This is a genomic window from Promicromonospora aerolata (genome assembly GCF_042682255.1).
In the GTDB taxonomy this organism is placed as follows: domain Bacteria; phylum Actinomycetota; class Actinomycetes; order Actinomycetales; family Cellulomonadaceae; genus Promicromonospora; species Promicromonospora aerolata.
Genome location: NZ_JBHUHF010000001.1, coordinates 2,260,823 through 2,282,102 on the forward strand (window position 1 = coordinate 2,260,823; position 21,280 = coordinate 2,282,102).

General features: G+C 73.2%; 17 protein-coding genes and 1 tRNA gene. 9 read left to right on the forward strand and 9 right to left on the reverse strand.

The window, feature by feature from the left end; genetic code table 11:
* The first annotated feature begins 50 nt into the window (after positions 1 to 50).
* Positions 51 to 551 carry an acyl-CoA thioesterase gene (locus ACFSL2_RS10200; protein WP_377197752.1) on the forward strand — a complete coding sequence of 167 codons (501 nt, stop codon included), beginning with the start codon at positions 51 to 53 and terminating at the stop codon, positions 549 to 551.
* Between the two features lie 7 nt (positions 552 to 558).
* Here ACFSL2_RS10200 and ACFSL2_RS10205 read toward each other — a convergent pair whose 3' ends face one another.
* The 8 genes from ACFSL2_RS10205 to ACFSL2_RS10240 form a co-directional block, all read right to left on the reverse strand.
* Positions 559 to 2,313 (reverse strand): GTPase family protein, encoded by a 1,755-nt coding sequence (locus tag ACFSL2_RS10205; RefSeq protein WP_377197753.1) that lies wholly within the window; start codon positions 2,311 to 2,313, stop codon positions 559 to 561.
* Entirely contained in the window at positions 2,310 to 4,337 is a 2,028-nt protein-coding gene (locus ACFSL2_RS10210) for a dynamin family protein (RefSeq protein ID WP_377197754.1), read from the reverse strand. Before ACFSL2_RS10210 ends, ACFSL2_RS10205 begins: the two co-directional genes overlap by 4 nt.
* Before the next feature lie 54 nt (positions 4,338 to 4,391).
* Positions 4,392 to 5,237, reverse strand: coding sequence for a hypothetical protein (locus ACFSL2_RS10215; RefSeq protein WP_377197755.1), 846 nt, complete (start codon positions 5,235 to 5,237; stop codon positions 4,392 to 4,394).
* A gap of 166 nt (positions 5,238 to 5,403) precedes the next feature.
* Entirely contained in the window at positions 5,404 to 6,357 is a 954-nt protein-coding gene (locus ACFSL2_RS10220; protein ID WP_377197756.1) for a phosphotransferase, read from the reverse strand.
* A 156-nt stretch (positions 6,358 to 6,513) separates the two neighbouring features.
* Positions 6,514 to 8,196, reverse strand: coding sequence for an energy-dependent translational throttle protein EttA (gene ettA / locus ACFSL2_RS10225; RefSeq protein ID WP_377197757.1), 1,683 nt, complete (start codon positions 8,194 to 8,196; stop codon positions 6,514 to 6,516).
* Between the two features lie 122 nt (positions 8,197 to 8,318).
* Positions 8,319 to 8,843 carry a single-stranded DNA-binding protein gene (locus ACFSL2_RS10230; protein WP_377197758.1) on the reverse strand — a complete coding sequence of 175 codons (525 nt, stop codon included), beginning with the start codon at positions 8,841 to 8,843 and terminating at the stop codon, positions 8,319 to 8,321.
* Between the two features lie 53 nt (positions 8,844 to 8,896).
* Positions 8,897 to 10,477 (reverse strand): GTP-binding protein, encoded by a 1,581-nt coding sequence (locus ACFSL2_RS10235; protein ID WP_377197759.1) that lies wholly within the window; start codon positions 10,475 to 10,477, stop codon positions 8,897 to 8,899.
* On the reverse strand, positions 10,474 to 12,153 hold the full coding sequence (locus tag ACFSL2_RS10240) for a GTPase (RefSeq protein ID WP_377197760.1): 1,680 nt from the start codon (positions 12,151 to 12,153) through the stop codon (positions 10,474 to 10,476). Before ACFSL2_RS10240 ends, ACFSL2_RS10235 begins: the two co-directional genes overlap by 4 nt.
* A 220-nt stretch (positions 12,154 to 12,373) precedes the next feature.
* On the opposite strand from ACFSL2_RS10240, the gene ACFSL2_RS10245 reads away from it, so the two are divergent.
* Positions 12,374 to 12,449: transfer RNA gene (locus ACFSL2_RS10245), tRNA-Arg, on the forward strand.
* A gap of 22 nt (positions 12,450 to 12,471) precedes the next feature.
* On the opposite strand, the gene ACFSL2_RS10250 is transcribed toward ACFSL2_RS10245, so the two are convergent.
* Positions 12,472 to 12,840 carry a DUF2834 domain-containing protein gene (locus ACFSL2_RS10250; protein ID WP_377197761.1) on the reverse strand — a complete coding sequence of 123 codons (369 nt, stop codon included), beginning with the start codon at positions 12,838 to 12,840 and terminating at the stop codon, positions 12,472 to 12,474.
* 60 nt (positions 12,841 to 12,900) lie between these two features.
* Here ACFSL2_RS10250 and ACFSL2_RS10255 point away from each other — a divergent pair, with 60 nt between their 5' ends.
* The 7 genes from ACFSL2_RS10255 (at position 12,901) to ACFSL2_RS10285 (ending at position 21,279) form a co-directional block, all read left to right on the forward strand.
* The gene (locus ACFSL2_RS10255) at positions 12,901 to 13,572 is read left to right on the forward strand and encodes a MerR family transcriptional regulator (protein WP_377197762.1); all 672 of its coding nucleotides are present in this window, start codon (positions 12,901 to 12,903) and stop codon (positions 13,570 to 13,572) included.
* Positions 13,569 to 14,612, forward strand: coding sequence for a hypothetical protein (locus ACFSL2_RS10260; protein ID WP_377197763.1), 1,044 nt, complete (start codon positions 13,569 to 13,571; stop codon positions 14,610 to 14,612). Before ACFSL2_RS10255 ends, ACFSL2_RS10260 begins: the two co-directional genes overlap by 4 nt.
* 47 nt (positions 14,613 to 14,659) lie before the next feature.
* A complete protein-coding gene (locus ACFSL2_RS10265; RefSeq protein WP_377197764.1) occupies positions 14,660 to 15,787 on the forward strand; it encodes a winged helix DNA-binding domain-containing protein in 1,128 nt (375 codons plus the stop codon).
* 80 nt (positions 15,788 to 15,867) lie between these two features.
* The gene (locus ACFSL2_RS10270) at positions 15,868 to 17,439 is read left to right on the forward strand and encodes an ATP-dependent DNA ligase (protein ID WP_377197765.1); all 1,572 of its coding nucleotides are present in this window, start codon (positions 15,868 to 15,870) and stop codon (positions 17,437 to 17,439) included.
* 111 nt (positions 17,440 to 17,550) lie between these two features.
* On the forward strand, positions 17,551 to 18,582 hold the full coding sequence (locus ACFSL2_RS10275; protein WP_377197766.1) for a ferric reductase-like transmembrane domain-containing protein: 1,032 nt from the start codon (positions 17,551 to 17,553) through the stop codon (positions 18,580 to 18,582).
* Between the two features lie 109 nt (positions 18,583 to 18,691).
* Positions 18,692 to 20,002: a cytochrome P450 family protein gene (locus ACFSL2_RS10280; RefSeq protein ID WP_377197767.1), complete on the forward strand. Its 1,311-nt coding sequence runs from the start codon at positions 18,692 to 18,694 to the stop codon at positions 20,000 to 20,002.
* Between the two features lie 47 nt (positions 20,003 to 20,049).
* Positions 20,050 to 21,279 (forward strand): sulfotransferase family protein, encoded by a 1,230-nt coding sequence (locus ACFSL2_RS10285; RefSeq protein WP_377197768.1) that lies wholly within the window; start codon positions 20,050 to 20,052, stop codon positions 21,277 to 21,279.
* Position 21,280: the final 1 nt, after the last annotated feature.

Here is a 21,280-nt window from a genome sequence, read left to right on the forward strand (position 1 = left end):
TCGGCCGGCCACGACCGCACGACGGCGCGGCGCGGAGGAAAATGGTCACCATGACACGCCTCCACGTCCCCGTCACGCTGCGCTGGTCCGACCTCGACGCGTACGCCCACGTCAACAACGTCGCGATGTTCCGCCTGCTGGAGGACGCCCGGATCACAGCCTTCTGGCTCCACCCCGAGGCACCGGAGGGCGAGGCCTGGCCGACGGCGGTGGTCCCCACCGGGCCCGACGCCGACTCGCACACCCTCGTGGCGGGCCAGCGCATCGAGTACCTGCGGCCGCTGCTGTTCACCAGGACGCCGGTGCGCGTCGAGATGTGGCTCGGCCGGATCGGCGGCGCGAGCGCCGAGGTCTGCTACGAGGTGCACGACGGCACGGCCGGCATGGCGAAGACCGGGCCGACGTCGGGCGGCAAGCCCTACGCGCGCGCCACCACCACGCTCGTCTTCGTGGACGCCGCCACGAACCAGCCGCGCCGGCTCACCGAGGGCGAGCGGCTGGCGTGGAAGGAGTTCGAGGAGGAGCCGGTCACGTTCCGGCACCGCGGCTGAACCCGGGTCAGCTCGCGGCGACCGTCGCTGCCGCCCGGCAGCTCGCCAGCTGGGACAGCTCCTCCCCCACCGGGGTGCGCACCAGCCGGTCGGCGACCGTCGCGACCGACTGCCGGAGGCGCCGTCGGGCGCCGCTCGCCCGGCGGCGGGCGCCCAGCGCGCCGAACGCGCGGCACACCAGCGCGAGGAGCAGGCCGAGCACGAGCCCGCCCAGCACCAGGAGGGTGGGCCACGGGATCCGGAACGGGTCGACGCCGAGCCCGTCCCCCGTGCCGGACTCCGGCGCCCCGGGGAACACGACGCCGTCGCCGCCCGACCACGCCGGCAAGGTCAGCACGGGTGTCGGCGGCGGCGGGAGCTGCAGGTACGCGAAGCCGAACAGCACGAACAGCCACACGAGGCCCGTCACCACCGCGGCGACCAGGGCCCACTGGACGACGTTGACCAGCGACCACCACACGGGCCGGCGGGACACCTCCACGCGGGTCGCCGCGACGGCCTGGTCGAGCGCGTCGGGCAGCTGGTCGATGCCCGCCTGGGCGCGCGAGCGCGCGGCCAGGACCCAGGGGTCCGCGACACCGGGCGTCACCTCCTCGACGTAGCGCCGCACCGCCGACGCCGCGGCGGACCGCACCGCCGGCCGCGCCGTGGGCAGCGAGGTCCGCACCAGGTCGTCCCGGTCCGACGGCGCCCGCTGCTCCCGGTCCGTCGACCGCAGCCCGAGCCGCCGCAACGGGTCCTTGCGCAGCCGCCCGACCCAGCGGGTCAGGGGCCAGCCGGTCGCGGCCCGCGCGTCGCGGCGGGCGGAGGCCCGCACGGCATCGACCACGGTGGGCACCCCTGCCGCCGCCTCGAGGGCCGCGACGAGGTCACCCCGGGCCTGGTTCGCCAGGCGGGAGGGCGGCGGAGTACCGCACTCGTCCATGATCCGCTGTGCCACGGTCCGCTCGTCCGCGGCGAGCCGGGCCGTCGCGGCCTCGCGCTTCGCCGCCGCCTTCGCGAGCAGGGTCCGGAGATCGTCCATGCCCTGGCCCGTCCTGGCGGACACCGCAAGCACGCGCGCCCCGGCCAGCCCGTCCTCGGTCAACAGCCGCTCGAGGTCCGCGAGCATCGCCGACGTCTCGTCCGGTGTGAGGCGGTCGGCCTGGTTGAGCGCCACGACCACCACCTCCGCGTGCCCCGCGAGGGGGCGCAGGAACCCTTCGTGCAGCGCGGCGTCCGCGTACTTCTGCGGGTCGACCACCCAGACCAGCAGGTCGGCGCGCTGCACCAGCCGCTCGGCCCGCATGCGGTGCTCGGTCACTATCGAGTCGTGGTCGGGCAGGTCCAGCAGCACCAGCCCCGTGGTGTCCCCGGCCGGCGTCCGACGGCGGAACGGCACGCGCCCCCCGCCGGTCTCGACGGACTCACCCTCCACGGGCTCCGCACCGACCTGGTGCCGTCGGCCGACCTCCAGCCAGTCCAGCAACGGGTCGGCGCCCTCGCCCCAGACGGCCGCCATCGGGTGCGCGGTCGTCGGACGGCGCACGCCCGGCTGCGCGATGTCGGCGCCGGCCACCGCGTTCAGGACCGACGACTTGCCCGATCCCGTGGCGCCCGCCAGAGCGACCACCGTGTGCTCGGCGGACAGCCCGCCGCGCTCGCGCGCCCGGGTCACGACGGCACGCGCCTCGTCCAGCAGGGCAGGATCGATCCGGCCCTCCGCGGCCTCGACGGCCGTGTCGAGGGCCGTGGTCCGGTCGCCGAGGTCGAGCCGACTCACCGGTCCTCCTCCCCGAACAGCCGCTTCCAGAAGCCCTTCCGGGCCGGCTGCTCCGCCAGGTCGGTGCGCCCCTTCGCGAGGTTCTCGCTCACCGGACGGGCGTGGACGCCGCGCAGTGCCCCGCTCTCGGCGCGGTCCTCGGCTCCTGCGCCCGGGACCGCCTCGGCGGTGCGCACGCGAGCGCGGCGTTCGGCCGCGGCGACCGACGCGACGGCATCGGCCGCCGCGCGCAGACGCGCGCCGTCCGCCTCCGCGGAGCCGAGCGCGTCGAGCTGGGCCGTGTACCGCGCGGCCTGCCCGTCCATGACCGCCTGGATGCGGGCGCGCAGCCGGTCGCGCGCCTGCAGGGCGAGCCGGCGCACCGCATCCTCGCCGAACACCGCCTCCAGCACCCGCTGGGCCAGTACCGCCGACCCACCTGCGATGCCGACCTCGACACCGGTGAGCCCGCCCGTCGAGGCGAACACGAAGACCATCAGCGCCACACCGAGGCCGTTCACGCCCAGGGACAGCGCCCGGGCGGTGCCGCGCTTGGCCGAGCCCTGCTCCCGGACGAGCTCCAGGACGTCGCCCTGCCACCCGCGGATCTGCCCGGCCACCTCGGAGCGCAGCGCCGCCGGCGTCCGCGACAGCTCGAGGCCCTCCAGGAGCGCGGCACCCGCGGCGTCCCCCCGCCAGGCCTGGTAGGACCGTTCCGCCGCCTCCTCCGCCGCGTCGAGCACCACCGACTCCAGACCGTGCGCGATCGCCTGCTCCACCTGGGGCGCCTCCTTCGGCTTGCCCCGGAAGAACCCGGCCACCGCGTCCCGGAACCGGCCGATGCCCTCCTCGACCGCGCGGAAGAACTCACCGGTGCCCACGAAGTCCTGCCAGCGGGCGAGCACCTCGCCGCGCAGCAGCGCGCCGTCCGACGTCGCCGCCGTCACCTGCGCCACCGCGTCCGCATGGGCGCGGTCCACGGCGTGCCGCAGCCGGACGTCGGCGGCGCGCTGCTCGTCGGCGGCGTCGGCCAGGGCGGCCGCCCGTACCACCAGGGAGTCCACCACGCCGTCCCGGGTCGCGGCGATGACCCGCCCGCGGGCGTCCGCGTCGCCACCCAGCCCGGTGAGCCACCGCGACACCTCCGCTACGCCCTCCTCGGGCAGCATCCGGTCGACCAGCTCGGCCTCGGGGACGACGAAGAGCGGGCTCTCGGCCAGGCCGTGCTCCACCATCATGTCCCGCAGGTCGTCGGCGGTGGCCTCGGCGCCCGGGTCCACCCGGTCCAGCACCATCGCCACCTGCGCCTTGCGCGCGGCGGCCTGCAGCAGCAGGTCCCACGGCACCGCGTCGGCGTACCGGGCCGACGTGGTGACGAACAGCCACAGGTCTGCCGCCCCGAGCAGCTGCGCCGCGAGCTCCCGGTTGGCGGTGTCGACCGAGTCGATGTCCGGCGCGTCCAGCAGCGCCAGGCCCTTGGGCAGCGCGTCGCTGGGCACGAGGCGCAGCGTGCGGCTCGGCTCGCCCGCCGGTCCGCCGGCCGGCGCGGTCCCCGGCCCGGCCGTCTGTGCCCCGGCTGCCGCGCCGCCCGACGCCGTCACCCGCGCCAGGCCGGGCAGCACCCGGTCCGTGGAGAACCAGCGCGCGTCGAGCGGGTGGTGCACCAGCACCGGGGCCTTCGTGGTGGGACGCAGCACCCCGGGTCGCGTGACCTGTTCCCCGAGCACCGAGTTGACGAGCGTCGACTTGCCCGCGCCCGTCGAGCCGCCGACCACCACGAGCAACGGAGCCTTCTGCGCACGCAGACGGGGCAGCAGGTAGTCGTCGAGCTGGTCGGTCGCCCGGCGCAGGTCCGTGCGGGCCACCTCCACGCCCGAGGTCTCCAGCGGCAGCCGGAGCGCGCCGAGGCGGGCGCGCAGCACCTCCAGCGCACCGGCCAGGCCGGACCCGTCGGCAGGCTCGGCGCCGGGCACGGCGGCCGGCTCCGGGCCGCCCGCCAGGTCCGGTGCGCCGGGTGCGACGTCGTCGTCGGGCTGATCGGTCATGCCGCACAGTCTGCCGCAGAGACCCTGGTCAGGCGCGGCCGTGCGGCAAAGAGGTCAGCCGCCCAGTCGGGCACGCAGCCATTCGAGTGCCGCGTGCGCCACCTCGCGCTGCACGGCGCGGCCGTGCGGTATGCCGGGCTGGGGCGGCCGCATCGACTCGAGCACGAGCGCTCCGGCGGTGACCGTCACCGCACAGGTCAGCGCCTCGGGGTCGACGTCGGGCAGCGGGTGCCGGTCCATGACCACCTCCGGCGGCGGGGCACCGTCGACCCGCAGGTGCGGCAGCAGGAGCACGACGTCGAGGTACGACGCGCCACGGGACGGCATGAACCAGTCGACCGCGTGGGCGCTGGTCGCGTCCCAGCCGTGGTCGGTGATCAGGATGGACTCCCGGCGCAGCGCGCCGTGCACCAGGCTGGTGCCGGACATGGCCTCGTTCGCGTAGGTGGCTATCTCGGCCAGGTGCTCGACCTTGTCGGACAGCCACGGCGTGAAGGCCGACAGGCCGGGCGGCCGCATGGCCGCGATGGTGGCCCACGCGTCGACGTCGATCAGGTCGACGGCGTCGGGCAGCTCCGCCGGTGCCTCGCTGGTGCCGATCTGGATGGCGAGCTCGACCGCCGCGGCGAGGTCCGCCTCGTCCCAGGGGTCGTGGGGTGGGCGGACGGACTGGTTGCGGTACCCGAGGACCACCCAGCGTCCTGCCCCCGGCAGCACCTCGTCGACGAACCACTCACGGGGGAGGGTCGGGACGTCGGCAGGCAGCGTGGCCACGGAGACCGCCTCGGCGGCCATGCGGTCCTGCGTCACCGGGGCCTCCGGGCCCACCGCGCGGACGATCGACCGGCCCGCCGCCGTCTGGAGCACCTCCAAGGTGCCCGACGACTCGGTTCCGGTCATCGGAGCAGACCCGATCACGCGTCCCCCCATGGTCTCGCTCACCCGGGAACGGACAGAGGGAGGGAGATCGGACCACGCCGGTCGCCGGACAGCACTCATGGCGGGAGTGTGCCCAACGCAGGTGCGCCCTGCAAACCACAAACAGCGGTGCGTGACCTGCGACGAGTCAGAAACCGAGGCGTGTCTGCAACCAGGACACCGCGGTCCGGGCGAGCCGGTGCTGATAGGCGCGCAGCTCGGGCAGGTCGGGCTGCTCCGCCTCCATCGAGGCCTGCAGGTAGTGGCCCGCGAGCACGGCGATCCAGCACGTCACCGCATCGGGTTCCGTGCCGGGCGGCAACCCGTACCGGCGCAGGGTGGCCTCGGGCGGCGGTCCGTCGTTGGTCCGGACGTGCAGCAGCATGGCGACCAGGTCGAGGTACGGGGCGCCCACGCTGCCCCGGATCCAGTCGGTGATCAAGGGCTTCTCCCCCGGCACCGCGGGCAGCAGGACGTTCTGCACGCGCAGCGTGCCGTGCTGCAGGCTCTTGCCCGCTATCGCCTCCGGGGCGTGCGAGGCGATCTCCGCCAGGCCCTCCAGCCGGTCCGTCAGCCACGGCGAGTGCCGGGCGAGCCCGGCGGGCCGCTGGTCGGCGAGCGCCGCCCACGAGTTCGTGGGAAACACGTCCTCCTCGGGCCGGAACATGGGGTCGTGAGGGGCCTCGACCTCCCCCACCGACCGCACCACCCGGACGAGCGTCGCGACGTCGTCCTCGGGCCAGGAGAGATCGATCGGCCGCACCTTGGTACGCATCGAGTACCCGACCGCCACCCAGGTGCCGAGGTTCGGCAGCACCTCGTCGATGGACCACAGGAGCTCGGGGTGCGGCACCGCGTCGGGCAGCAGGGGCGAGAGCGCGATCTCCTGCCGCAGGTACTTCAGCGGACCCTGCTGGTCGGTGCCGAGCGCCTTGATGAACACGTTGCCCCGTGACGTCTGCACCTGGAACAGCGCGCCGGGGAGCACCCCGGAGTCGCCCGGGTACCCGGCGGTGAGCACGCGGGCTCCGAGGAGGTCGGTGATGCGGGCACGCAGTGGAGGCGGAAGGTCACGCCACCCGGGTCGCAGGGCAGGGCTCACTGCGGCATCTTGTCGAACATGTCCCGATGCGGCAAGGATGACCTTTTTGACCCTGGTCGTTCAACGCAGAAGGGCGCAGAAGAGGGCCGTGGTCGGCGTCCGGGACGCCGACCACGACCCTCCTCGTGGCACGTCGCTGGTGCGACGCTCCGGTCGTCAGTCGCGGGTGAGCTTGCGGTACGTCACCCGGTGCGGGCGCGCCGCGTCGGCACCGAGGCGCTCGACCTTGTTCGCCTCGTACGACTCGAAGTTGCCCTCGAACCAGTACCAGTTCGCCGGGTTCTCCTCCGTGCCCTCGTAGGCCAGGATGTGCGTCACCACCCGGTCGAGGAACCACCGGTCGTGCGAGACCACGACGGCGCAGCCGGGGAACTCCAGCAGGGCGTTCTCCAGGGAGCCGAGGGTCTCGACGTCGAGGTCGTTGGTGGGCTCGTCGAGCAGCAGCAGGTTGCCGCCCTGCTTGAGGGTCAGCGCCAGGTTGAGGCGGTTGCGCTCACCACCGGACAGCACCCCGGCGGCCTTCTGCTGGTCCGGACCCTTGAACCCGAACGACGCGACGTAGGCGCGGGACGGGATCTCCACGTTGCCGACCTTGATGAAGTCGAGCCCGTCGGAGACGACCTCCCACAGGGTCTTCTTGGGGTCGATACCGCCGCGCGACTGGTCGACGTAGGAGATCGAGACGGTGTCGCCGATCTTGAGCTCGCCGCCGTCCAGCGGCTCCAGGCCGACGATGGTCTTGAACAGCGTGGTCTTACCGACACCGTTCGGGCCGATGACGCCGACGATGCCGTTGCGCGGCAGCGTGAACGACAGGCCGTCGATGAGCACGCGGTCGCCGAAGCCCTTCTGCAGGTTCTCCGCCTCCAGCACCAGCGAACCCATGCGGGGTCCCGCGGGGATCTGGATCTCCTCGAAGTCGAGCTTCTTGGTGCGCTCCGCCTCCGCGGCCATCTCCTCGTAGCGGGCCAGACGCGCCTTGGACTTGACCTGGCGGCCCTTGGCGTTCGACCGCACCCACTCCAGCTCCTCCTTGAGGCGCTTGGAGAGCTTGGCGTCCTTCTTGCCCTGGACGGCCAGGCGCGCCTGCTTCTTCTCGAGGTACGTCGAGTAGTTGCCCTCGTAGGGGTAGAGGCGCCCGCGGTCGATCTCGCAGATCCACTCGGCGACGTGGTCGAGGAAGTACCGGTCGTGGGTCACGGCGAGGACGGCACCCGCGTAGCCGGCGAGGTGCTGCTCGAGCCAGAGCACGGACTCGGCGTCGAGGTGGTTGGTGGGCTCGTCGAGGAGCAGCAGGTCGGGCTTCTCCAGGAGCAGCTTGCAGAGCGCAACGCGGCGGCGCTCACCACCGGAGAGCACGGTGACGTCGGCGTCCGGCGGCGGGCAGCGCAGGGCGTCCATCGCCTGCTCCAGCTGGGAGTCGAGGTCCCACGCGTCGGCGGCGTCGATGTCCTCCTGCAGCGTGCCCATCTCGGCGAGCAGGGCGTCGAAGTCCGCGTCGGGCTCCGCCATGAGGGCGGAGATCTCGTCGAACCGCGCCTTCTTGGCCAGGATCTCGCCGACCGCCTCCTGGACGTTGCCCAGGACCGTCTTCTCCTCGTTGAGCGGCGGCTCCTGCTGCAGGATGCCGACGCTGTAGCCGGGAGAGAGGCGCGCCTCACCGTTCGACGGCTGGTCCAGCCCGGCCATGATCTTCAGGATCGTGGACTTACCGGCACCGTTCGGCCCGACGACGCCGATCTTGGCGCCGGGCAAGAAGTTCAGCGACACGTCATCGAGGATGACCTTGTCGCCGTGCGCCTTACGCGCCTTATACATGGAGTAGATGTACTCAGCCACTGCCTGTGTTCCACCGTTCACAGTAGGTACTTCGGATGGGGGCGCTCACACGGCGCGGGTGCCAGGTGTCCGCGCAGGGAATCCCCAGCACCCGCGGACCGCGGAGCACGACTGCCCCAAGCCTACGCGTTCACCAGCTCGGGGGTCCGGACGGCTGCCTCCGCATCGTGGTCGGTCTCGTCACGCGGAGCGTCGACCCCGAACGGGTCGCCGTCGCCCGGGCGAACCGCGGCCAGGCCGCCGCTGCTGCCCGGGGCGCCCTCGGGCACCGTGTCGTGGTGCACCAGGCGGGAGAACTCCACCTTGCCCCGGGTCGCGTCGACGCCGACCGCCGTCGCGTTGATCACCAGGCCCGTCCGCTGCCCGCCGTCGGGTCCGGTCCACTCGTCGACCTCGAGCCGGCCCGTCACCACCACCGGCACGCCCGTGCGCACCGACCTGATGACGTTCAGCGCGGACGCCCGCCAGACCTTGACGGTGAACCACAGCGTCGCGCCGTCGGTCCAGTCGCCGTTGTCGTTCACGTAGCGCCGGGTGCTGGCCACGCGGAACGTGGTCCACTCGAGGTCCTTGGTCACGTCCTTCGAGACGTGCAGCGCGGGAGTGTTGCCGGCAAAGCCCGACACGGTCACCGTGACATCGTTCATGGAGTCCTCCTGGGGTAACGGACCGGCCCCAGCGGCCGGTCCGTACACCAGCATCAGGCGCGCACGGTGCCCAGGTCCGTGAGCCGGACCGTGCCTGTGGACGCAGACCCGATCGAGCCGCCTGTGGTCGCGTTCCCTTCCAGGCGGAGCGGTGCGGAGGGTCCCTCGTCGCGCGCACTCTGTGCGAGCTCACGCACCGCGCGGTGCTCGTCCAGCAGGCGCTGGGTGGGCGCGCCGAGGGTCTGCTGGAGCACCCGTTCGAGCGCGGCCCTGCCCGACGCGATGATTCCCTGTGCGCGCCGGGCGGCCAGGGCCCGCCGCATCTGCATCGCCACGAGGAACGCCACGAGCGCGGTCACCGCGGCCACGACGGCCAGCACACCGAGCACCGTGGTCCAGGTCTCCCCGGCCGGCAGGACCCCCATCGACGCCAGCACCGTGGCGATCCCGAGCAGCACGGCCACGAGCACGGCGCCGAGCGCGATCCGGCGGGTGAGGCGCTGCGTCGTCGGGCCCCGGGTGTCGAGGGTGACGCCCTGCAGCGCGGTCGCGACCGCCGTCGCGACCTCCTGAGCGCTCGCCACGCTGGAGGCGAGCGAACGCTGCCAGCCGTGCTTGAGCGACTCTCCCGACCCGGCCAGCCAGCGCGAGCGGGACAGGGCCACCGAGTCCGGGTCCGGTGTGCGGAACTCGGGCGAGCCGTACCCGTTGCGCACCGCCGCGCCGACCTGCGCCGCGACCGACTCCAGCCCGGCCGCACGCGCCAGTGCGTCGACCTCGCGCTCGAGCACCGTGTCGATGTGCCACGGCACCTCGGCCGGGGTCTGGCTCAGCAGGAGGGACGCCGCGGCGTCGAGCTCGCCCGCCGCCCGCCCGGCCGAGACCGACCGGCGCGCCACCGTCTGTGCCAGGAGCCCGCGCAGGTCGGCGATGCCGATGTCGGTCTTGGTCGAGGCCGCGACCACCGGGACGTTCTCCAGCCCGTCGTCGCGCAGCAGCCGCTTGACGTCGTTGACCAGGTTGTCGCGCTGGCCCACCGGGACGGTGTCGATCTGGTTGAGCACCACGACCGTGGACGCCTGCATGCCCGACGAGTCGCGCAGGTAGCCCGTGTGCAGGGCGTCGTCGGCATACTTCTGCGGGTCCACCACCCACACGAGCAGGTCGACGAGCGGCAGCACCTTGTCCACCACGTCCCGGTGACCGGGGGCCACGGAGTCGTGGTCCGGCAGGTCCAGCAGGACCAGCCCGGCCAGCTCCGCCTCGTCGGCGGCGTCGAGCTCGCTGGTCCGGGTGATGCGGCGCTCGCGCTCCACCCCGAGCCAGTCCAGCAGCGGGGCGGCATCGTCGCTCCACGAGCAGGCGGTCACCTTGGCGGTGGTGGGGCGCTTGACGCCGACGTCGGCGAACGTGAGCCGGGAGATCTTGTTGAACGTGCTCGACTTGCCCGAGCCGGTGCCGCCCGCGAGCGCCACCACGGTGTGGTCCACCCCGAGCGCGAGCCGTTCACGCACGCCGGCGACGGAGCTGGCGACCTTGCCGAAGACGGCGTCGTCGAGGCGTGATCCCGCGATCTGCAGCGCACGTCCGAGATCCTCGGTGCGTGCGCTCAGTGTCGCGTCATGGCTCGTCATGTCAGCCTCCTGAGCTCGGCCAGCCGCACGCGGAGCGGAGCGGCCGCGTCGTCGGCTAAGGCGGGGACGTCAAGGGCACTCTGGACAGAACGGGCCTCTTCCGCAACCGCTAGAGCCACCTTGGCGGCAAGTTCGCCCTGTAGCTCCTCGATGGCTTCGCCCATGGTCTCGCCGAGCACCCGGTCGACGAGCCGGGCGGAGTCGTCGTTCCCGAGCGCCGTGGCGAGCAGCAGGGTCGCGAGGCCGGTGTCACCGAAGGCCTTGCGTGCGCCGGCGGCGCGGGCCGGGGCGTCCGGGTCGCTGCCCTCCGCGGTCGGCCCGTCCATGCGCCCGACGATGTCGTCGGCCAGCCGGGACCACTCGGCGGCCTCCGTCCGTCCCCAGGCGAGGCGTTCCGCGGCACGGGCGGCGCCGTCCGGCAGGATCGTCTCGCCCGCGGGGGGTGCGCCGGGGCCGGCGAGGACGGACCGCAGGCTCTCCTCGGTGCGGACGCCGGCCGCGACGAAGGCGCGGGCGGCGGTGGCCTCGACCTCCTCCCGCAGCCCCACGAGTGCCGCCTCGCGGTTCTTGCCCGCGCGCTTGGTGGTGCGTGCGACGCCGTCGCGGACCGTGACCCGGGAGATGTGCCGGGTGCTGGCGAGCTCGGCGAACCGCGCGGCGACGGTGCCCTCACCTGCCGCTCCGGAGAGCACGGCGGTGCGTGCGGCGAGCTGCTCGTCCGGGACCACGGAGTCGGTGGCGTTGCGCAGGTCGAAGGCGGCCGTGCCCTGCTCCTCGACAGCGGCGACCAGACCCATCACCCATTCGGGGAGCGCACCGAGCGCTCCTTTGAGCGTGCGCAGGATGATCGTGCGCGACCGCTCGGGGCCGGCCATCAGGCCGAGCCAGCGCTGGACGGGTTCCACCAGCTTGGGGTCGAGCAGGCCTTCGTGCGGCCCCACGTCGGGCACGATGAACAGCGGGACGTCCTTCATGCCCCGCTCCTTCATCCGCGCGTTGAGGTCTGCGCGGACCGTCGTCAGGGTCTCCTTCGGCACGCGGTTGAGCACCATCGCGACGCTCGCGCCGCGTTCTCTGGCGCGGTCCAGCGCCTGCCAGGGCAGGGCGTCGCCGTAGCGGGCCGCCGTGGTGACGAACAGCCAGAGGTCGGCCGCCTCGAGCAGCTGGTGCGCCGTGGAGCGGTTCTCCGAGAGGAACGAGTCGAGGTCGGGCGCGTCCATCAGCGCGGTGCCGCGTGGCACGCCCTCGTGCTTGACGAGCCGCGCCAGCTCGGTGACCGGGCCGGGCGTGAGCGTGTCGACGTCCCGGGGGTGTACGCCCACGACGGGCTCGCGGGTGGTGGGTCGCAGCACCCCGGCCTCGGAGACCTCCTCGCGCAGCAGGCTGTTGAACAGGGTGGACTTGCCGGCCCCGGTCGAACCCGCCAGCACGACGACGGCAGGGCTGGACAGCTCGGCGAGGCGCGGCAGCAGGTGCTCGTCGAGCTGCGCCAGCAGGCGCAGGCGGGAGGCCTCTGCCTCCTCCGCGCTTTCGAGGGGAAGGGGCAAGGTCGCGGCGGCGACGTCGCGACGCAGATCTCGTACGACGTCGTGCACCGTGAAGCCGAGCTGCTCCGCAACGTTCGGGTCCACACCACCCCGACGGCCGAGCACAGCGGAGCGTGTTCCTGGAGTCACGGCTTCATCCTGATAGGTCAAGATCGTTCTGCCAAGCGGGACAGAACAGTTGGTGTGCAGAAACACAGTGTTTGTTGTAGTAACGGACCGGCGGCCGCACACCGCGGGAAGCGGGCCTCCCCCACCGTTCGCGCATGCTCCTGGTCCTGGCGGATGCGCGAGCACACGCTGGAGGAACACCCGGCACGGCCACTCCCCGGGATGGATACCATAGGCCCGCGCCCCGATAGCTCAATGGATAGAGCAACGGCCTTCTAATCCGTAGGTTGCAGGTTCGAGTCCTGCTCGGGGCACCAGGTCGTCGCCGGCTCTCGACGGTCAGCCGACCAGTCGCTCCCTGCGGTACAGCGCGAGCTCCCGGATCGCGAGGAAGAGCGGGAACGTGAAGGCCACGGCGATCGCGAAGCTCAGGGGCACGAAGATCCACGCCCAGCGGGCCCAGCCGATCCGGGCGCCCTCCGCGAGCATGAACAGGGACGCCGCGACGGCGACGACGATGACGTCCACCGCCGCGGAGGAGCTCGCGGCGTTGGCGAACCAGCCCTCGAGATAGCCGAGGCCCTGCGGGTCGGCCATGAACGCGAGGTTGAAGGCCCAGGTGCCGACCAGGCCGCCCAGCGCGAGCAGGAACCATGCGGCGGCGAGGACGCGACGGCCGCGGGCGGGAGTACGTACTGATTCGGGCACGGTGCGCTCCTTGGTGGTCTGCCTATTGATATCTGCACTATCGATAGGGATACTATCAGCATGCGCATCTCGGAACTCAGCGAGCGGACCGGCGTCAGCTCCGCCTCGATCAAGTACTACACGCGGGAGGGGCTGCTCCCTGCCGGGGAGCGCACCGGCTACAACTCGACCGCGTACGACGAGTCCCACGTCGCGCGGCTCCGGCTCATCCGGGCGCTGATCGACACGGGCGGCCTCACCGTCGCCGCCGCCGGCAAGGTCATCGCCGCGATCGACGATCCCGACATCGTCCTCGACCATGTCTTCGGCATCGCCCAGCAGTCGGTACCGCGCGACGCCACACCGCCGTCGGCCGCCGCGATCGAGCAGGTGCACGCGATCATGCGCGAGCGCGGCTGGGCGACGGTGCCACAGAATCCCGGCATCCCGCTCGCCGCCGGCGTGCTCGACGACCTCGCCATGACCCGCACCGACCTGAGCACGGTGCTCCCCCGCTATGCGGAGGCCATCGACATGATCGCCGAGGCCGACCTCGACGCGGTCGCGGCGAGCGGTGACCGCGACCAGATGGCCGAGGCCGTCGTGGTCGGCATCGTGCTCGGCGACGTGCTGCTCGCCGGACTACGCCGGATCGCGCAGGAGTCGCACACCCACCGCCGCTACCGCGGGGGCGTCGTCCCCTGCCAGGACCACGAGACAGACGAGACGACCGAGACGAAGGAATCATCATGACCTCGCCCGCCGCCCTCTCCGCACCGACCGTCCACGCCCCGCTCCCCCGCCCCGACCGGTGGCACCGCCCGCTCATCGCCCTTGCCGTGGTGATGGCCCTGCTCGCGATCGCGACCGGAGTGCTCGCGATCACCGACCCCCGAGAGATCCTCGGCCAGAACGCCTGGTTCAAGCCGCTGAAGTTCGCGCTCTCGATCGGCATCTACGCCGTGACCCTGGCCTGGCTGATCGGCCAGGTACAGCGGTACCGGCGGGCGGCCGATGTGCTCGGCACCTTCACCGCCGTGGCGCTGCTCGTCGAGATAGCCGTCATCGCCGGCGCCGCCGCGGCCGGTACGACGAGCCACTTCAACATCACCACCCCGCTCAACGGCGCGCTCTGGGCCGTCATGGGCGGCTCCATCGTCGTCGTCTGGCTCGCGAGCGTCGCCGTCGGCATCGCCGTGGCGCTCCATCCCGGCCCGGACGCTGCGCGCAACCTGGCCATCCGCGCCGGGATCGTCCTCGGGATCGTCGGCATGGGACTCGCCTTCCTGATGACCGGCCCCACAGCGGACCAGCTCGACGACTTCCAGGGCGTCTCCGGCGCCCACGCGGTCGGTGTCCCGGACGGCGGGCCCGGACTGCCGTTCCTGGGCTGGAGCACCGAGGGTGGCGACCTGCGGATCCCGCACTTCATCGGGCTGCACGCGCTGCAGGCGATCCCGCTCGGCCTGCTGGCGCTCGAGCTGGTCTCCCGCCGGGTCCCGGTGCTACGCGTCCCGCGGGTGCGGTTCCGGCTCGTGCTCATCGGCGCGCTCGCCCTCGCCGCGGTGTGCGGGATCACCACCTGGCAGGCGCTGATCGGCGAGCCGGTCGTGCGGCCGTCCGCTCCGATCCTGCTCGCCGGCATCGTGACGCTGCTGGGAACGGTCGCGGCGACCGGAACGGTGCTCGCCGCCGGTGCGCGGGCAGGGACCACCGCGACAGCACCTTCCGCCGGCCGCCCGGCGTCACCGGCGGAGTCGTCCAGCGACGCGGCGGCGCCCGCGCCGGACTGACGGCAGGTGCACCCGGCAGTGTCAGACGTGCCACGTAGCCTTCCCGCATGCACCCCGGACCGTCCGTCCTCTCCCCCGACGTCGCCCGCCGGCTCCGCCTGCGCACGCAGGGCCTCACGGTGCCCGACGGCGACGCGGGCACCCCGGGCCCGTCCCCCGCCGACGTGGTCCGCCGGATGGTCGCCCTCCAGGGCCAGGACCTGCCCGCGGTGCTGCGGGCGATCGCGATCCGCTCCCGCCCGGGCACCACGCTGGACGACGTGCGCGCCGCGTTCGACGCCGGCGAGCTCGTGCGCGGGTGGACCCAGCGCGGCACCCTCTTCGCGACCACACCGGCCGACCTCATCGCGCTCGTCTCGCTGACGGGCGAGCGGGTGGCCCACCAGGGCCGGCGCGTCCGCGAGACCGAGGGCCTGGACGACGCCGTCGTGGCGCACGCCGAGACCGTCACACGGGAGGCGCTCGCGGCGCCCGGCGACGCCGCCGGCATCTCGCGCGCCACGATGCTCGACCTGTGGCGAGAGGCCGGAGTGCCCGTCGAGGGCCAGCGCGGATACCACCTGATCGTCACCCTGGCCCTCCGCGGAGTGCTGCACTGGGGCCCCTTCGCCGGCGCGCAGCAGCTGATGGTCGCGACGCCGACGGCCAGGCCCGGACCGGCGCCCGCCGAGGCACCCGACCTCGCCCTGCGCCGCATCGCACGGTCCTACTTCACCAGCCGGGGTCCGGCGACCACGGACGACCTCGCCTGGTGGCTCGGCCTGCCCAAGACACCCGTGCGCGCCGCGGTGTCCGCGCTCCGTGCGGAGCAACCGGACGCCCTCGTCGAGGTGCTGGTCGACGGCACGACGATGCTGGTCGCGCGAGAGTCCGACCCGCGCGAGCTCGCCGCCCCGCTCGCGGAACCCGCCGGCGTCGTACTCGTGCCGGGGTTCGACGAGATGGTGCTGGGCTACCAGGACCGAGCCCTGGTCGCCGACGCCGAGGCCATGCGGACGGTGGTCCCGTTCACCAACGGGGTCTTCCGTCCGGGGGTGCTCCTGGACGGGCGTCTGATCGGCACCTGGCGCCGCGCGCCGAAGCAGGGCGAGGCGCCCTTCGAGCTCGTGCCAGGGATCGAGACCCGTACCCGGGCCGACGTCGACGCCGCGGTGACCGCCTGGCACCTGGGTTGACCATGCGTCTGCTGCCAAGATCAGGGGATTCCTGGCAGCAGACGCATGGTCGCCGAGCGGACCACGCGTCAAGATGGAGCATGCTCCTCGCAGAGGTCGCCGCCACGTCCGACGCCGTCTCCGCCACCCGCTCGCGTCTTGCCAAGCGCGCGGCCATCGCTGACCTGCTACGCCGCGCAACGGCGAGCGACGCCGCCGCAGCCGATCGGGCCGCCACCACCGAGATCGTCGTCGCCTACATCGCCGGCGCGCTGCGCCAGCGTCGCACCGGCCTCGGCTGGGCCGCGCTGCGCGACCTCCCACCGCCCGCGACGGACGCCACGCTCACCGTGCGCGACGTCGACGCGGCGTTCGCCGAGATAGCAAGCCTCGAAGGCCCGGGGTCCGCCCAGGCACGCTCAACCGCCGCGACGGCACTCTTCGGCGCCGCCACCGAACGCGAGCAGGTGTTCCTCCGCGGCCTCGTCGCCGGCGAGCTGCGCCAGGGCGCGCTGGACTCGGTGGTCGTCGACGCCGTCGGCGAGGCTGCCGGGGTCCCCGCCGACGCCGTCCGCCGCGCCGTCATGATGCGCGGCGCGACCGGCCCTGTAGCGAGCGCCGTGCTCCTCGCCGACGACCCGGCCGCCACCCTGGCCACGTTCACGCTCCAGGTGGGACGGCCGGTGCGGCCCATGCTCGCCCAGTCGGCGCCCGACATCGCCACCGCGTTCGAGAAGCTCGGCTCCGGTGACCCCGCCGAGCGGTGCGTCGACGTCAAGCTCGACGGCATCCGCATCCAGGTGCACCGCCTCGGCGACGAGGTGCGCGTCGTCACGCGGTCGCTGGACGACATCACCGAACGGGTGCCCGAGATCGTCGAGGTGGTGCGGAGCCTCCCGTCCGATCGCCTCGTTCTCGACGGTGAGGCGCTCGCCGTCGGACCGGACGGCGTGCCGCGCCCGTTCCAGGAGACCGCCGCACGGTCCGCCACCCGGGAGGCGGCGCCGGAGGTGGAGCTGGTCGCCCAGCTGCGGCTGTCGCCGTTCTTCTTCGACGTGCTACACGCCGGCGGGCGCGACCTGATCGACGCCCCGCTCCGCGAGCGCCTCGCGGTGCTCGACGAGGTGGCGGCGTCGCACACGGTGCGCCGTCTGCTCACCGCGGACCCGGACGCCGCCGCCGAGTTCTTCGCGGGCGCGCTGCGCGAGGGGCAGGAAGGTGTGGTGGTGAAGTCGCTCGACGCGCCCTACGCGGCCGGTCGGCGCGGTGCGGGCTGGATCAAGGTGAAGCCGCGGCAGACCCTCGACCTCGTGGTGCTGGCGGTCGAGCGTGGTTCCGGCCGCCGCCAGGGGTGGCTGTCGAACATCCACCTGGGTGCGCGGGACCCCGAGGGTGGGTTCGTGATGCTCGGCAAGACGTTCAAGGGCATGACCGACGAGATGCTGGAGTGGCAGACCGCTCGCTTCACCGAGCTCGCGACCGACGACGACGGCTGGGTCGTGACGGTCCGCCCGGAGCAGGTGGTCGAGATCGCGTTCGACGGGCTGCAGCGCTCCACCCGCTACCCGGGCGGGCTGGCCCTGCGGTTCGCGCGGGTGTTGCGCTACCGCGACGACAAGAGTGCGGCCGAGGCGGACACGATCGAGGCGGTGCAGGCCTTGTCGGGGCTCTGACCCGTCGTCGGCCCCGCGGCCCGGGGCTTGGCACACGTTCGACGTCTCCGTAGGTTGTGGCCTGCGGGGACGCCGTCCTGTCCCGACGCGGTGCCGAGCGAGGGGAACTTCATGCGTGATGTCCGACGGGTACGCGGGTGGTTCGACGGCGGGGCGTTCCGGCAGGATCTTCGGGCAGCGTGGCTGGATGCCTCGGTCGCGCTGCTCATCACCCTGGCGATCTTCGCGTGGCTCACGTGGCGGGTGCATGCGGGGACCTCGCCGACGATCGACGTCATCCCGACCTTCGCCGGGGGCGCCGGCACCTACTGGATGTACTGGATGAGCCAGGCGTTCGGCTGGTCCGGCCTGCTCTGGGCGTGGATCACGGTGCTGCTCGGCCTGGTGCGGTCCAGCCGTCCGCAGGCGTGGCTCCCGCTGACGCCCTCGACCGTCGAGAAGCTGCACCGCACCACCAGCCTGACGACGATCGTGCTGATGTTCGCGCACGCGTTCTGGTTCTTCGCCGAGGAGGTGCGCGGCAACGCGGAGGGGCTGGACCCGGTGGGCCGGGTCTGGTCGGCGTTCCTGAACGTGTTCGTCCCTGGTGTCTACCCCAGCGGCACCGGTGTGATCGCGATCCTCATCGGCCTGCTCGCCCTCTACCTGTCGGTCCCGCTGGGCCTTGCCTACTACGCACGGCGGCGGATCGGCGCCCGGGCCTGGCGCGTACTGCACTCCTCGATCATCGTCGTCTACGTGCTGAGCGTCTGGCACACCCTGCTGTACGGCACGAACGTCTGGTACGACGGGTGGTTCCGCACCACCGTGTGGTTGCTGCAGCTGCCGGTCGCGGCGTTGCTGCTGGTCCGGCTCCTCGCTCCGGCGTACCGGCCGGCCCGCGGCGCCCTGGATGCCGCGGGCCGCTGGGTCGCCCGCACCGCGGTGGCCCTCACCGTGGTCGTGGTGCTGGCCGTGGCGGGGTCGGGCCGGGACGGTGGCCGCACTCCCGGCGTCGACGGCGCCGGGCTCAACGTCAGCCCGGTCATGGTGTGGACGGGGCTCGCCGGGTTCGTCATCGTGGTCGGCGTCGCGGTGGTGCGTGCCCACCGTGCCGCCGCACGGCAGCGCGCCGTGGTGCGTGCGTCGGCCGACGCCGGCTGAGCCGTTGTCCAGGCGATTTCACCCTCGGACATACCTCGACAGACGGGCACATATCCGGCATGGTGTGGCCGGGAAAACAGAACCCGTTCCCGACCCAGACGGGCACACGATGAGCTCAACCCTGATCGACGGTATCGCCGGAACAGGCGACGCCGTCGGCGGTGATCCCGCCCACGGCCCCGTGAAGCTCGACGATCCCGCGACGGTCCCGGCCGTCGGCGAGCTGGCCGCGTCGCACGACGCGGGCACCGTCCACGCTCGGCTTCGCGAGGAGTGGGGCGACGTCGTCCCGGTCGAGCTGGAGCCCGGCACCCGGGCCTGGCTGGTGACGGAGTACCGGACGATCGTCGCGATGGCCCGCGACCAGTTTCCCCTCACGACGGCGACCGCGACCTGGAGTGGTCACGAGCGCCCGGCGCCGACAGCGGACTCGCCCCTGCTCCGCCCCCTGGCCCCGGTCGGCCGGCTCACGGTCGAGCAGGCCGACGGGAGCACGCACGGCCGGCTCCGCACCCCGCTCGACGACGTGCTCGCCGTGATCGACGACGCCGAGGTCGCCCGGACCATCCGGAGCCGGTGCGAGGAGCTCATCGACGGGTTCGCCCCGACCGGCGTGGCTGACCTGGTGCGCGAGTACGTGGCGCCGATGCCGCACCTGACGCTCGGTGCGGTCCTCGGGTTCGACGCAGCGACGGCCGAGCAGGTGTTCGAGGCCGCCACGCGCGGAGCGGCACAGCGGGACGCAGCATCGGCCGTGCACGAGGTGAGCTTTCTGCTCTCGGGACAGGCGGCGGCCCGCCGGCCGGACGGCACGGCCACGCCCGCCGGCCGGCTCGCGCGGCACACCGCCTACGAGAGCACCGCGGAGGCCGCGCTCGGCCTCCTGTCCCTCACGGCCACCGCGGCGCTCGGTCTGCGGGCCTGGCTCGCCCAGACGCTCTACCTCTCCCTGACCGACGAACGGTTCGCCAGGCGGCTGGCGGGCGGACGGCTCGGGACCGACGAAGCACTCGACGAGGTCCTGTGGACCGCGTCGCCGGTGAGCACGCTGGCGCCGCGGATCGCCGTCGAGGACTTCCTGCTCGACGGCAAGCTCGTGCAGCGCGGCGACGCGATGCTGCTCGCGGTCGGTGCGGTCGGCTCGGATCCGAGCATCCGCGGCGCGGGCCCGTGGGACGGCTCCGGCAGCGGCGCCCACCTCGCGTTCGGGGTGGGCGCGCACGCGTGCCCCGCCCCGCACCTGGCCCGGCTGATCGTCCGGACGGCGGCCGAGACGCTGCATCGCCGCCTCACCCCCACGCTCACGCTGCAGGCGGACGAGCTGCAGTGGGCACAGGACTTCCGGTTCCGGGTCCTGGAAGCCCTCCCGGTCGTCTTCCAGCCGGAGCAGCCCGCCGTGCCGGACCCGTCCGCGTCCTGAACCTCGCGCACGCACGACCCCACGCCGACTGCACGAGAAGGGACACCGTGAGCCGTACCACCCGAGCCTCCAAGGTTCTGAACACCGTCTTCTCCCCCGCCGTCCGGGGGCGAGCGGACCCGTCGAGCGCCTGGGCGAAGTCCGTCGCCCAGGTCGAGCGGGAGGCGGGCGCGCAGGACCGGAAGTTCGCCGACGGCCTCGGCACCGTGTTCGCGAGCATCGCCGCGGAACCCCGGCTGACGCCGCTGGGCTGGGTGCTCGCGCTCAACGCGGCCAAGGACCGGTACGCCAACCGGCTGCGCATCAGCGGCCTGCTGGCCGAGCACCCGGAGATCGCCGCCGAGCCGATCACCGATCCCGTGTTCGTGCTCGGACTGCCGCGCACGGCGACCACCCTCACCCACCGCGTGCTCGCCGCGTCGCCGGCCCACCGGGGCCCGCTCATGTGGGAGATGTCCTGCACGGGTCTGGACGACCCGGCCGTCGCCGCGCGCGAGATCAAGAAGCTCGACCAGGGCAGCCGGCTCGTCACGGGCCTGCTCGCGCCCGGGCTGAAGCATCTGCACCCGAGCCGCGCCGAGCAGCCGGAGGAGTCGATGATGCTCCTGCCGCACGGGACCTTCTGGGCGCTGCTGCACGGGGCTCTGCCGTCCTACCGCGGCTGGTACGCGCGTCGCAGCGCGGCGGACCTGGCCGGTGACTACGCCTACCTGAAGCAAGGGCTGCAGGTGCTGCAGCACGGGCGCGAGCACAAGCGCTGGATCGTCAAGTACCCCGGGCACCTGAACGACATGGCGGCGATCAAGGAGGTGTTCCCGGACGCCACCTTCGTGTGGACGCACCGCGACCCCGCCACGGTCCTGGCCTCGACGTGCAGCCTCGTCGAGACGATGTGGGCGATGTACCAGAAGGACCCGGACCCGCCGGAGGTCGGACAGCTCGTGCTGGACACCATGGTCACCTGGGTGAACACCGCGCTGGAGGCACGGCTCAGCCTGCCGCCGTCGGCCATCGTGGACGTGCCGTACCACACGCTGAGCGCCGACCCGCACGCGGAGGTGCCGCGCCTGTACTCGGCGATCGGCGCCACCTGGACGGCGAGCGACGAGGCACAGCTCGACCAGGTGCTCGCCCGGCCGGCGGGGACCCGGCCGCACCAGTACGACCTGAAGCGGTACGGGCTGCAGCCGGACCAGGTCGAGGAGGCGTTCGCCGCCTACCTGCGCCTGCTGAACACCATCGATGTGCTGGATGCGGAGCCCAGGGCCGAGCTGTGAC

Excerpts from the sequence above, each read along its gene's own strand:
- ACFSL2_RS10200 (WP_377197752.1), top strand. The coding sequence starts at position 51 with ATGACACGCCTCCACGTCCCCGTCACGCTGCGCTGGTCCGACCTCGAC.
- ACFSL2_RS10210 (WP_377197754.1), bottom strand. The coding sequence starts at position 4,337 with ATGACCGATCAGCCCGACGACGACGTCGCACCCGGCGCACCGGACCTG.
- ACFSL2_RS10215 (WP_377197755.1), bottom strand. The coding sequence starts at position 5,237 with ATGACCGGAACCGAGTCGTCGGGCACCTTGGAGGTGCTCCAGACGGCG.
- ACFSL2_RS10230 (WP_377197758.1), bottom strand. The coding sequence starts at position 8,843 with ATGAACGATGTCACGGTGACCGTGTCGGGCTTTGCCGGCAACACTCCC.
- ACFSL2_RS10235 (WP_377197759.1), bottom strand. The coding sequence starts at position 10,477 with ATGACGAGCCATGACGCGACACTGAGCGCACGCACCGAGGATCTCGGA.
- ACFSL2_RS10255 (WP_377197762.1), top strand. The coding sequence starts at position 12,901 with ATGCGCATCTCGGAACTCAGCGAGCGGACCGGCGTCAGCTCCGCCTCG.
- ACFSL2_RS10260 (WP_377197763.1), top strand. The coding sequence starts at position 13,569 with ATGACCTCGCCCGCCGCCCTCTCCGCACCGACCGTCCACGCCCCGCTC.
- ACFSL2_RS10265 (WP_377197764.1), top strand. The coding sequence starts at position 14,660 with ATGCACCCCGGACCGTCCGTCCTCTCCCCCGACGTCGCCCGCCGGCTC.
- ACFSL2_RS10270 (WP_377197765.1), top strand. The coding sequence starts at position 15,868 with ATGCTCCTCGCAGAGGTCGCCGCCACGTCCGACGCCGTCTCCGCCACC.
- ACFSL2_RS10275 (WP_377197766.1), top strand. The coding sequence starts at position 17,551 with ATGCGTGATGTCCGACGGGTACGCGGGTGGTTCGACGGCGGGGCGTTC.
- ACFSL2_RS10280 (WP_377197767.1), top strand. The coding sequence starts at position 18,692 with ATGAGCTCAACCCTGATCGACGGTATCGCCGGAACAGGCGACGCCGTC.